This window comes from Streptomyces sp. NBC_01717 (assembly GCF_036248255.1).
Lineage (GTDB): Bacteria > Actinomycetota > Actinomycetes > Streptomycetales > Streptomycetaceae > Streptomyces.
Map to the genome: position 1 here is coordinate 558,178 of NZ_CP109179.1, position 11,704 is coordinate 569,881.

At 66.8% G+C, this 11,704-nt stretch carries 11 protein-coding genes; 7 read left to right on the forward strand and 4 right to left on the reverse strand.

Going from position 1 to position 11,704, the window contains the following annotated elements:
* Positions 1-91 precede the first annotated feature (91 nt).
* The gene (locus OHB49_RS44320) at positions 92-1,297 is read left to right on the forward strand and encodes an IS110 family transposase (protein ID WP_443079730.1); all 1,206 of its coding nucleotides are present in this window, start codon (positions 92-94) and stop codon (positions 1,295-1,297) included.
* Positions 1,298-1,502: 205 nt separating this feature from the next.
* Here OHB49_RS44320 and OHB49_RS44325 read toward each other — a convergent pair whose 3' ends face one another.
* The 3 genes from OHB49_RS44325 to OHB49_RS44335 all read right to left on the reverse strand — a co-directional run bounded on the left by OHB49_RS44325 (position 1,503) and on the right by OHB49_RS44335 (position 3,687).
* The gene (locus OHB49_RS44325) at positions 1,503-2,135 is read right to left on the reverse strand and encodes a DUF6368 family protein (protein ID WP_329167288.1); all 633 of its coding nucleotides are present in this window, start codon (positions 2,133-2,135) and stop codon (positions 1,503-1,505) included.
* A gap of 149 nt (positions 2,136-2,284) precedes the next feature.
* The gene (locus tag OHB49_RS44330; protein ID WP_329167290.1) at positions 2,285-3,214 is read right to left on the reverse strand and encodes a phosphotransferase family protein; all 930 of its coding nucleotides are present in this window, start codon (positions 3,212-3,214) and stop codon (positions 2,285-2,287) included.
* 194 nt (positions 3,215-3,408) lie between these two features.
* Positions 3,409-3,687: a hypothetical protein gene (locus OHB49_RS44335; RefSeq protein WP_329167292.1), complete on the reverse strand. Its 279-nt coding sequence runs from the start codon at positions 3,685-3,687 to the stop codon at positions 3,409-3,411.
* Here OHB49_RS44335 and OHB49_RS44340 point away from each other — a divergent pair.
* The 4 genes from OHB49_RS44340 (at position 3,674) to OHB49_RS44355 (ending at position 8,093) form a co-directional block, all read left to right on the forward strand.
* On the forward strand, positions 3,674-3,985 hold the full coding sequence (locus OHB49_RS44340) for a hypothetical protein (RefSeq protein WP_329167294.1): 312 nt from the start codon (positions 3,674-3,676) through the stop codon (positions 3,983-3,985). The genes OHB49_RS44335 and OHB49_RS44340 overlap by 14 nt on opposite strands.
* A gap of 236 nt (positions 3,986-4,221) precedes the next feature.
* Positions 4,222-5,565, forward strand: coding sequence for an endonuclease domain-containing protein (locus OHB49_RS44345; RefSeq protein WP_329167295.1), 1,344 nt, complete (start codon positions 4,222-4,224; stop codon positions 5,563-5,565).
* Between the two features lie 884 nt (positions 5,566-6,449).
* Complete coding sequence (locus OHB49_RS44350) at positions 6,450-6,602, forward strand: hypothetical protein (protein ID WP_329167296.1); 153 nt, start codon at positions 6,450-6,452, stop codon at positions 6,600-6,602.
* Between the two features lie 300 nt (positions 6,603-6,902).
* Positions 6,903-8,093: an IS110 family transposase gene (locus OHB49_RS44355; protein ID WP_329156964.1), complete on the forward strand. Its 1,191-nt coding sequence runs from the start codon at positions 6,903-6,905 to the stop codon at positions 8,091-8,093.
* Between the two features lie 99 nt (positions 8,094-8,192).
* Here the strand turns inward: OHB49_RS44355 and OHB49_RS44360 are convergent, their stop codons facing one another.
* The gene (locus OHB49_RS44360) at positions 8,193-8,702 is read right to left on the reverse strand and encodes an NUDIX hydrolase (protein ID WP_329167297.1); all 510 of its coding nucleotides are present in this window, start codon (positions 8,700-8,702) and stop codon (positions 8,193-8,195) included.
* Positions 8,703-9,165: 463 nt separating this feature from the next.
* On the opposite strand from OHB49_RS44360, the gene OHB49_RS44365 reads away from it, so the two are divergent.
* The gene (locus OHB49_RS44365) at positions 9,166-9,732 is read left to right on the forward strand and encodes a hypothetical protein (protein ID WP_329167298.1); all 567 of its coding nucleotides are present in this window, start codon (positions 9,166-9,168) and stop codon (positions 9,730-9,732) included.
* The gene (locus OHB49_RS44370) at positions 9,729-11,675 is read left to right on the forward strand and encodes a hypothetical protein (protein WP_329167299.1); all 1,947 of its coding nucleotides are present in this window, start codon (positions 9,729-9,731) and stop codon (positions 11,673-11,675) included. Before OHB49_RS44365 ends, OHB49_RS44370 begins: the two co-directional genes overlap by 4 nt.
* Positions 11,676-11,704 lie beyond the last annotated feature (29 nt).

The following is an 11,704-nucleotide window of genomic DNA, read 5'->3' on the forward strand; positions in this document are numbered from 1 at the left end:
TGATTGGGATGCGCGCGACAAGATCGCTTGGTAAGGACACGCTGGCGAGGTCGTCTGCTGGGACAAGTACTGGACGACTTCGGAGGTGGCCATGCCCGAACTGTGGGCCGGTACGGATGCGGGTAAAGCCGAGCATCACTGCGTGGTGATCGACTCCGACGGTCAGCGGAAGCTGTCGCGGCGGGTGGCCAACGACGAGACCGCGCTGCTGAATCTGATTGGCGATGTCCTCGCTCTGAGCGAAGACGAGCCGGTGACCTGGGCGATTGATCTCAACGCTGGTGGTGCCGCGCTGATGATCGCGTTGCTGACCAGCAACGGGCAACAGGTCCTCTATATCCCCGGTCGCACCGTCCATCACGCCTCCGGCTCCTACCGGGGCGATGGGAAGACCGACGCGAAAGACGCCTTCGTCATCGCCGACCAGGCTCGGATGCGCCGCGACCTCCAACCGATGCGCCACGGCGACGACATCGCCCTTGACCTGCGGATTCTCACTTCGCGGCGGCTGGACCTGGCTGCGGACCGGACCCGGGGCATCAACCGGCTGCGGGCCCAGATGCTGGAGTACTTCCCCGCTCTGGAGCGGGCCTTCGACTACAGCACTTCAAAGGCTTCCCTGGTGCTGCTGACCGGCTACCAGAGCCCAGCCGCCCTCCGGCGGATCGGCAAGAACCGCCTCGCCGAGTGGCTGAAGAACCGCAAGGTCCGCAACTACAAGCTCGTCGCGGCCACCGCCGTCGAAGCCGCTGAGGCCCAGCACACTGCCGTCGCCGGGGAGAAGCTGGCCGCCACCATGGTTGCCAAGCTCGCGAGGGAAGTGATGGCCCTCGATGAGGAGATCGCCGAAACCGACGTCCTGATCGAGGGCCGGTTTCGTGAGCACCCGTATGCCGAGGTCATCCTGAGCATGCCCGGCATAGGGCCCGTTCTAGCCGCGGAGTTCATCGCCCACACCGGCGGAGACATGAGTGTCTTCGGCAGCCCTGACCGCCTCGCCGGCGTCGCCGGCCTGGCCCCGGTTCCCAGGGACTCTGGACGGGTCAGCGGCAATATGCGCCGCCCACGGCGCTACTGCCGGCGCCTGCTGCGGGTCTTCTACATGTCCGCGCAGGTCGCTGCCCGCTGTTGCCCTACCTCGAAGGCGTTCTACGACCGCAAGAGAGCCGAAGGCAAGAACCACAGGCAAGCAGTCATCGCCCTCGCGCGGCGTCGATTGAACGTTCTCTGGGCCCTCATACGCGACGGCCGAGTCTTCGAGATCACCGCTCCGCCCAACCCTGCCGTCCTCGGATGAATCGCTCACAGCGCGTCACCGGACGAGATTGACAACTTCATTGGGAATCAGTAGCACTAGTTTGGAAGACCACGTATGCGGATCGCGGCTGACCTGCCGAGTCCCTGACCTGCTCTGGAGCGCGGCTTTCGCCGCTGTTCCCCGCGAGTCACCGGAAGGTCCCGCCGGGCCGGGCACGGAACGGGCCGCCGCGGATCTGTCTGGGCTACTTGACCAGCCGGAAGGCGGGGTGTCCAACCCAGGCCCGCAGGAAATCCGCCGTTCCCAGCGCCATCCAGTCGTCATCCACGATCCCCAACACCCCTGGAAGGCCAGCGACGACCGACGCCGGTTCGTCCATCAGCTCGGCTTTAGCCACACCCCCGAAGATGTCCATGACAGCGGCGGTCAGCAGGGCCGTGGCCACGTGGTCGATCTTGCGATTGCAGCAGGCGCTGACATTGACGGCATGGGTCGGCCTGAAATCGAGGACGGCCTCCACCTCCGGCTCGTCCGCGTGCTCAGCCTCGAAAATGCTCTCATCGCCGACACCCGGCCCCATCAAGTAGACCAGGAAGGGCCGACGCCAGTCCTCGCGCTGCGGATTGAATCCCACCAGGGCCGTGAGCTCCTCGTCCGCGGAGTGGCTGCCGAGGAGTGGAAGCGGAAACGGCTTTCGCCAGTCCCCCTCTCGCCTGTCCTCGACGCCCAGTCGCTCTGCGGGCACGTTGACGTCGAAGAACCCGGGCCGCTTCTCACCGAAGTGGGAGGAGAGCCCCACCATCAACGCGCGGAACTCCCGCAGCGCAGCCGGGGAGAGCGGCTCCGCCAACTCGATCACCAACGTCGGACCAGACATGCTGGGAGCCTAGTTTGATCGGCTCCGCGACCTCTCAAATTGTTCCCACACCGAGCCCAGCCGGTCCGAGCACCGACGCCGGCAACCTGGCGGTCCTATGCGGTCAGAGCACTAGGGGCGCCGATGAGCTATCGGAACTGCTCTGTGTCTCAGCGTCGCGAGCATCTTGTTAGGGCATAGGTCCCATTAGCGCGGTTCAAAAGGATCACCACGCGATCGAGGAGCTTGCTCACATTTTGGATGCCTGGCTGTAGCTCTCGCTGATGGACGAAGAAGGTGAGGTCGAGGACAACTTGGGCGAAGCAGTAAGCAAGAGCGCCGGGGCCAGCGACCTGCTCGCCGGCGCTGCAGAGCATTTCCAGCGCTTCGGGCGTGATGTCATGGGCGCTCAGCAGCGTTGCGTAGTCGAAGGCGCGGGTGCCGCTGCCCAACGCTTCGATGTCGATGACGCCGCTGACGTGGTTTCCGTGGAAGAGGATGTTGCCGGGGCGGAAGTCTCCGTGGACCAGATCACCCGTGGGCAGAACGACAGGCCCGTGGGCAGCGAGTAGTCGCTCGCAGGCGTTGACCAGCTTCTGCCCCGTTGGGCCTGTCTCGGCTGCCCCCTGAAACAGTTCGTCACGATGGTCGGTCATCTGCCCCGTCACGAACTGAGACCAGCACCGCTGCGGGTCGGGGTCGAGGCCCGCGTGCGTCTCCAGGACGCCGATCAGCAACTGGGCCTCGCGTGCGGTCACTTGGTTCCGGCTGCGTCCGGGCACGAGTTCCTGAATCTGGTAGCCGAAACCGTCGGTAGTAACACCGACGACAAGCCATGCTGGGGTTGGGTATCCGATCGAGTGGACCTTCGCGACGCCTCTGGCAGCGCGCTCGATCTGCGAGGCCCAGCCGCGGTCAGGGCTCCATTTCAGCACCGCCTGTTGTCCTGTGCCGTCGGTCAGCAGCCAGGCTCCCGACTGGAATCCGTCATCAAATCGTTGATCCAGCTGGAAGTCAGTGCCATGGGCTTGGTTGGCCTCCTTCAGGACAGTGAATGCAGTTCCTGTGTCGGCTCGGTCAGGCATGTGGCTCGGGGCCATAGTGAGATCTCCTAGGCATGTCCATGAGCCGCGGTCGGCTGCCGACGGCGGCGGAGTGCACCTTCGACCGCCGGTCAGGCCAGCGGCATGGGAGATCAAGCCACGTGCGGCACGTTATTGCGCCCGAATCGTGAGGCGCAACTCCATTTCCGACCCGCCGGTAGGGCGGACAGCCAGAGGGCGCTCTTCGGCCGTCAGCTGCAGGTGCCGATGACGGTGGTCCTGACGCGGGGGACAGTGGCCAGCTTGGCGGGCGAAGGCGGCTCGGGGGACGGCTGCGGGCTGCGCAGGTGCGTGATCTCGTCGTGCTGGGCGGCGAGCCGGGACAGTACGAGTTTCTTGAACTCGGTCAGCTCCTCGATGATCGCGATTCGCTCGGTGACGCGGTCCTTCGGCGTGAAGGTGCAGCACGCCGTGCTTGAGGTCCTCGTGGCGGAGCTCGTGGGCGCCCTTTCCCAGGTGGCCCACGACACTGCGAAGAAAGTCGATCCCGTTGGTCACCGGGGTGGAACGGATAGTCTGCTGCACCAGTTCCCCTACAGCGAGCAGCTCATCTCCCGTAGTCCGGAGGGCTGGGCGTCGGTTGTTCCCGACTGGAGGCCGGCTCCCGCGCCGGAGCTGGGCGGCGAACTGGTGCCGCCTATCCAGGCCGCGGTGAACTTCTCCTTCACCCCGATCGAGCTGGACCACGCCGACCCGTTCGGCGTCACCGTCGTGCTGATGGAAGAGGGCGGCTACAGCGTGCGGCTGACCGAAGCATGCGCCCGCTGAGCCCGTGGCACGCACCTTTGACGACGACGCGGACTCTGTTGCTCCATTCGTCTGGGCTCGGGGACCGCTGATGCGCGAGGGCGACTTGCCCGGTTCTTGACGTTCTGGTGGTGAGGCTACGCGCACGGGGAGTGCTGACGAACCAGATGCTCAGGAATACGGAGTTGCGGGCGGCGGCCCAACTGACCGAGGCGCTTGGGACCAGTTGCCGCGTTGCAGGCCGTTAGCCTGTCGGTATGTCAGAGCGTGTCATGCCCGGTCGCACGGACGGCCTGATCACCCTGGTTGCCGCGGACGCTCTGTGGGTCGATTTGACGGCCGCCAGTGCTGTGCCGACGGCTTCTGGGGCATTCACCTGCTCGCCTGCCCGTGCCCGGGTGGGGTACGTCCTGCTCGGCAGCCATGTGGTGGCGACGGTGAGGGCCAGCGGCGATCAGTGGAGTGTTCCGGAGGTTGAGGTGCGCCGAGCGGCCGCGGAACTGAACGCGGTGGGGATGGATCGGCAGGACCTGGTCCGCATCGGTCCGTTTCGTAGGGCACCGAGGCAGGAATGCAACAAGGAAACGCCGCTGCGTTGGCGCCAGCGCATCACAGGGGAACTGCAGGATCTGGGCGGCCCCGAGCGGGCAGCACGACGTGAAGTCGGCCGGCCGTACCATCTGGCAGGGATCGACTGGCGACAGATACTCGTGGAGCAGACCCGCGACGGGACGCAGCGCACGTGGTGGCTGCCGCGCGCTGTCGTCAGGCTGCTGGACGCGGCCGAGCACGCCGAAACGCAGTGGGTGCAAGCCACGCGGACCCACCAGGCAAGCGCAACCGTCACCCAGCCGCCCTCCCACCCCCGGCAGGCCCGAGACACCGGCCGTCGGCAGACGACGAGCCCCGACGGCCCCACCACCTCACTGCGCCCGTACAACAAAGAGCTGGAAGGCCAGCTGTACTCGGTGCTCAGCAGGAAGCCCGCTACCTCCCGCAAGGTGGCCGGGTGGGCGTGCGCCGTCTGCCGCACCGCGCCCGCCACCGTGCTCGACCACTGCCACGAACACGGCTACGTCCGCGCCCCCGTCTGCCATTCCTGCAACACACAAGAACGCCCCGACCACCTGTACAGCAACGACATCCGCGTAGCGAACCGCTACACACGCCTCTTCCACACCGACACCCACGACTGGCTCCGCCACTGGCACCGCTGCCCCGGCTGCCGCGCACGCACCACCCTGCCCCTGCCGCACCTCGCCGCATGGACCGCCCACATAGCCTGCCGATCGCTGCGCCCCACCCACCGCGCCCCCCGCGGGCGCAAGCCCTGCGGTGTCCTGCACGTGTCCTGGACGGGCAGTCAGAACGCGCCCCGTTCCTGCCTGCTCACGGTCGCCGTCGACTTCTGCCCCTCCGGCGAGCACCGTGTCCTAACAAGAGTCCCCTACCGCGAAGCCGCCGAGCGGTTTCGCACCTGGTTGGCCGAGACGGCCCCTGCCGTGGCCGCCGCGGCCGGTCCTGACCGCCTGGACGACCTCCCCGCCCAGTTCCGGCCAGTCATCGCGGACACCAGCGGCAAGGACCTAGAACTGTTTTGAGCGGGCACCGGGAGACCTGACACCCCACCGTCACCTCGCACCTGCTGGCCCCCGACACGGGCACCCCGCACGCCCCAGCAAGATGCGCAGGGCAGAGTCGACGCGCCCCGCCGCTCCCGGACGCGGACGACCTGGCCCACACCCGCAGGCGGGACGCTGAGGAACAGATCTACGTGGTGACCACCAACCTCGTCATCGACGCCCAGGAGAACCGCGCCCGGCACCAGCGGCTGGACCGCATCTGGCGAGCCGGTGAGCGGTCAGCTAGCTGCGCACCAGCATGGCCTCCACCGGCGAGTTCGCCGCCCACCGGGCGGAAAACGGCCACGCCGAACACAGCCAAGTCCCCGACGCGGTGGTAGTCGCAGACCGCAGCCTCCTCCATCCCCGAGCTGGTCCCGGGCAACTGACGGCAGAGACCGTCTGCGTGCTCAGAAAGGCTTGGTTACCGACGGCGGTCGCTGCCGCGAAGACGACGGAAGAAGATATCTTTCCTCAACTGGTGGGCTCCCACAGTCAGTGCACATTCCTGGTCAGGTCTGGCGTGGCACACGGGGCACGAGACGTTGTGCAGCCGGAAGCCGGGCACCATGCTCGCAGCTCTTCCAACGCCTGACGGCCGTCACCGAAACGCTCCTCCGGCTCGCGGGCCTGCTCCCGAATCTGCCGCAGGGCTACGGCCGCGACCTTGGGATCGGCTCGCCTCACGATGTCCCATGCGGCTCTGTGGGCGGTCACCGCCTGTGATACCCCGCGGGCCGTGTCCTGGTCTGCGGTGCAGCCGCGTCCGGATCGGCGGCCGGGATGGCCGCCGCGGCAGGACCGTGGCTGGTGGTGGGGGAGGCAGCTGTCCCAGACCATGCAGCCCGTATGGCCGAGAAGGTATGGAATTGCTCGCTCTGGGTTCGAAGGTTCTTGAGCGTCTGGCCGTGCTCGACATCAAAATCCAGGTCACCGACGTCCTGGGCGACGTCTATGAACGAGATCTGCAGTGCATTCGCCCACTGCCGCGGACGCGCCACAGCGCCAGCACGTGACACCACCTCAGGCCGGCGATCGACCGCACCCCGTCATGCGCGCATCACGGAACCGAGTCAGTTGGTCCTACGTTGTTGGTGGGTTGGACGGGCCGTCGTAAGGTCCAGAGGCCCAGAGACACCGGGTATGGCTTTCAGTTGGTTGCCCTCGATGGTTCCCGTCACCTGGCCGCCGGGTGTCTCACGACGACTCGGCCGCTGATTAGGAGCTGCGGGCACCTGCGGGTGTACCGCTGAGTAGGACCACGCTGGCGAGGTCGTTCGGGAAAACAGCGCACACCGACGGAACCGGAGGAACCCGTGCCCCAGATATGGGCAGGCGTGGACATCGGCAAGACCCATCACCACTGCGTGGTCCTGAATGCCGAGGGCACGCGGCTGCTGTCGCGCCGCGTGTTGAACGACGAGCCGGAACTGCTGGCCCTGCTCGCCGACGTGCTGGCCATCGACGAGGACGCCGTGTGGGCGGTCGATGTCGCCGACGGTATGGCCACCTTGCTGATCAGTGTGCTGCTCAACCACGGACAGCAGCTGCTCTACATCCCCGGCCTCGCGGTCAACCGGGCATCCGCCGGCTACCGGGGCACCGGCAAAACCGACGCCAAGGACGCCACCGTCATTGCCGACCAGGCCCGGATGCGCCGGGACCTGACCGTCCTGCGCCCGGACGACGAGCACGCCATCGAGCTGCGGGTCCTCACCAACCGCCGGGCCGACATCAATGCCGACCGCACCCGCCGCATCAACCGCCTGCGCGGGCAACTCACCGGCATCTTCCCGGCGTTGGAGCGAGTCCTGGACCTGGGGAACGTCGGCCCGCTGGTCCTGCTGACCGGTTACCAGACCCCGGGCGCCCTGCGCCGCACCGGCCGCAAGCGGCTGGAGACCTGGCTGCGCAACCGCTCCGTCCGCGGGGCCGAAGTCCTCGCCGAAACCGCCGTCGAGGCGGCCGAGCGCCAGCACACCGCCGTCCCCGGGGAGAAGATCACCGCTCAGGTGATCCACACCCTGGCGAAGGAGGTGATGAGTCTCAACGAGCAGATCACCGAGATCGACAAGCTCATTGCGACCCGGTTTCGCGAGCACGAACTCGCCGAAGTGATCTCCAGCATGCCTGGCATCGGCCCGCTGCTGGGCGCCGAGTTCCTCGCCGCCACCGCCGGCGACATGAGCCGCTACGGCACGGCCGACCGCCTGGCCAGCCTTGCCGGAGTCGCCCCAGTGCCCCGCGACTCGGGCAACGTCATCGGCAACCTGCACCGCCCCCGGCGCTACCACCGCGGCCTGCAACGCGTCTTCTACACCTCCGCGCTCATCAGCATCCGCAGCTGCGACGCGTCCCGCCGCTACTACGAACGCAAGCGCGCCGAGGGCAAGCGGCACACCCAGGCCGTCCTCGCACTGGCCCGGCGACGGGTCAACGTGCTGTGGGCCTTGATTCGTGACGGACGGTGCTTCCAAAGCGAACTCCCTGTCACAGTCGCGGCTTGACAACGTCATTAGGAGGTGATCACTCGGCTCGTGATTGTCGAGCAGAAGTAACGGCGCTGCGCGTGAGGACGGCTACGAAAGCGGGTGGCGTGAGCACGATCAGCGCCAGCTGTACGTCATGTCAGTGATCGCAGGGAGCATCGCGGGGCCCGGTGCGGGAATGGGGCCTGCGAGTTGGCTGAGCGCTTCCCCGACGGCGGGGTACAGGTGGTAGGAAGCTGCCTCTGCCGGGGGCACCCACACCACGCTGGTGCTGTCCTCGGCGTCCTGCTCGGTGGTCGCGATGGCGTCCCGAACACCGACAGGGATGGGCAGGACGTAGATGAGGTGGCGCCGGCGGAAGAGCTGATCGCTGCCAGGCCGCGAGGTCGCCTGGTCCTGGACCCAGCGCAGTTGGGGCCAGTCGGGGATACCAGCGAGGTCTAGGTCGAGTTCTTCCTTGAGCTCGCGGGCGAGCGCGGCCGACCGTTCCTCGTCCGGATGCAGTAGCCCGCCGGGGAGGGAGTACAGGTCTCCGCCAGAGCGTCGACGGTGGATCAGGCAGATCTTGTCGCCCCCAAGAATGACGGCGCAGGCGCGGACTGCGATGGCGTGGGTGGGCTTGGTCATCTTGGTCACGAGATCAGTCCCGGCTGGGTGAGGCCTTGAGCGCGGACTGCGACGGTGTTGGCGGCCAGCCATCCAACTGTGTTACCGCAGTCGACGACGCTGGCGGCACGGCTCACGCAGTGCCCCCTTCGAACGGGTGGGTCCGGGCTCCGGCTGGGATTTGCCGTGGCGGCCCGGCTGGATAGGCGTGCGATCTTACGCATATCGCGCACGGACTCTGTTGGGAACGCCGAACCGACATCGTCCGCACCAGTCGAGAGTTCAGTGTTCAAATGGTTACGCAGAGCTGCCACCATGTGCTAGTTGTGGGATCTTGCTGATCCAGCTGGGGGAGGGGGATCGGGTGGCGGATTCCGGAATACGACGGGCGTCACGGACACAGGACGCAGTGCGGCTGCTTTTCCTGCTAGACCGCTGTGGTGCGCCGTGTGGTAAGCAACAGGCCGCAGGAGATCCCCGGGGCGTGGTCATGGTGATCCGAGGGCAGAAGCGCCTGCAGGCGTTGGACTTTTGGCTGCGGAATCCGGACTACCTCGCCGATGAGTTGCTCAACCAGGTCCAGGTCGGCACGGCCGATGATCCAGCGTGGGCGCTAGAACGGGCCGGCGTCCTGCTGGAAGGGGACGAGCCGGAGATCTCCCGGTATCCCATGGTGCGCTGGCGGTTCGGAGCCTGGGAGGCTCTGGACGACGCCCTGGGGCTGTTGTACTCACACGGTCTGATCGACATCGTGGCGGTGGGCGAACCACCTGCGAAGGTGGATCGATGGGACTACTACCTGCTGGCCCCTGGTCGGGCCTTAGCAGCGGAGCTGCGGACCGCCGCCCCGGACTTGGCCTGGTACGACGAGCGGGCCGCAGTCGTGCTGGCAGTAGCGGGGCAGAGTAGCGGCAGCTACCTGAAGGAACTGCAGTACAAACAAGCCGAGTACGAGCGCACGGTGTGGAAGGCCAGCATCAGCGGCATCACCGAACGGGTGCGCCAGCGGCTTACGCAGATCACGGGGCAGAGGGTGGGAGCAGGCGGATGAGCGACTTCGTGGAGACGGTAGCCCACCGGGCCAGTGTCGACGTGGAGCAGGCGGGGGAGATCCTGGCGCGGCACGGAGTACGGGAGAGCGGCATCCTGCCACGCCCCCATCAGCTGCTCGTCAAGCGCCTGGCCTTCGCCGGTGAAAAGAGCGGGAAGTCGGCCGGGTCGGTGGACTTCTCCTGGGACCTTGGGCCCGGCCTTTGGGGCGTGACGGCGGACAACCTTCGGGGCAAGAGCAGCATCCTAGAGATCACCTGGTGGTGCCTGCGTGGATCGGACGCCCTGCAGGCCGACGTGCGCAACTGGCTCCATCACGTACATCTGGATGCCGAGGTCGATGGCGAGCCGTTCACTGTGCGCGTCGACACCACCGGCAGCCAGCTCTCCGGCTCCCTCACTGTCGGCGCCCAGAGGCACGTCACGCCTTTCGCCGGCGAGGCCGAGTTCGCCTCGGTGATGGACGCGTTCATGATGGACCGGCTCGGTCTGGAGTTCCTGCGCGGCTGGCGCAAAGACACCGCTGGAGACGAGGAGGGAGCCGAGAGCCCGGATGGTCAGGTAGTGGCCACGTCTTGGCCTGCCTTCAGCCACGCTCTGCTGTGTCGCAACCGGGAGAGCGACGCTCTACTGGGGCAGAGCGCTGGTGGCGGCACCATGGTGAGCCTGTTGCAGATGTTCGTCGGTCTGCCCTGGACAGCAACGCGACGCGACGCCAAAGCGGCCCTGGGCCTGGTGCAGCAATCCTTGAGAGGGCAGCGCCGCCGCGCCCAGCAGGACCTCCAAGCCCGAGGCGCGTCCCTGCAGGAACTCCAAGACCAACTGGCCCGCGCCCGCCAGTCAGCCGCGCAGGCGGATGATGGCCCAAGCGTGGAGCTGGCGGCCGGAGCCGTGGAGCAGGCCGGTGCCCGTCTAGCCGAACTGACCGCCCGGTACACCGTTGCGGTACAGCAGATGCATCAGGGTCAACAAGCCGAACAAGAACTCCATGAAACGCTCGTCCTCGACCAGGCCCGGCTGCGGGACCTGCGCGAGACTGCGGTTGCCCAGCGCTTTTTCGGCGCCTTGAAGCCCACCTGCTGCCCGCGTTGTTCCACCGCGCTGGACCAGTTGCCCCACGCCGCCTTGGACGAGGCGCACTGTCGCATCTGTGGTTCAGCTCCCACGGAGGTGCCCGCTGACCCATCCGCAGCCGACGAACTCGCCGCCTCCATCCAGACTCTCAAGACCGCCCACAGCACGGCCAAGAAGGCGGCCGGACAGGCCATCCGAGCCGTGGCCGTCTGTGAAGCCGACCTTGCCCAGGCCCGCACCGCGCTGGCCGCTGCTCAGGCAGCCATGCCTCACCAGTCCGGCCTGCGCGCCCATCTGGAGGTCGCCCGTCTCGAAGGTGCCTTTGCCGAGCGCCAGGCAGCCGAGCGCCGCGCCGAGCAGCCCCACGAGAGGTCATCGGACGAGACAGTGCTGGAGATGGCCACGAAAGAGGCAGACAAACGCGCAAAGAAGGCCTCAGACCAGCTCCTGGACACCCTGAGCACGGAGATCTGCCAGCTGGCGATCCGGCTGGGCATGAAAGAACTCCAGTCCATCAAACTGCAGGCCAACGGCCCTCTTCAGATTACCAAAGGGAACAGCAAGACGACCTTCACCCCCCTGACTCCCGGCGAGAAAGTCCGCTTGCGTATCGCCACCCTTCTCGCCCTGTTGCGCGTCGGCAAGGAAACCGGCGTCGGCCGCCATCCGGGGCTGCTATTGCTCGACTCCGCTGGCGCGCAGGAGACCATCGACGTCGATCTCGCTGAGGTCCTCAGCCAGCTCAAGGACATCTGCGACGAAACCCCAGACCTTCAAGTCATCACCGCTACTGCCAAACGCGATCTGGCCACCGCCGTCATACCCGCCGACCGTCTCAAAATTTCAGGCCCAGGCGAACCCGTGTGGTGATGAGCCCGTTAGGGTAACCGACTTGTCCG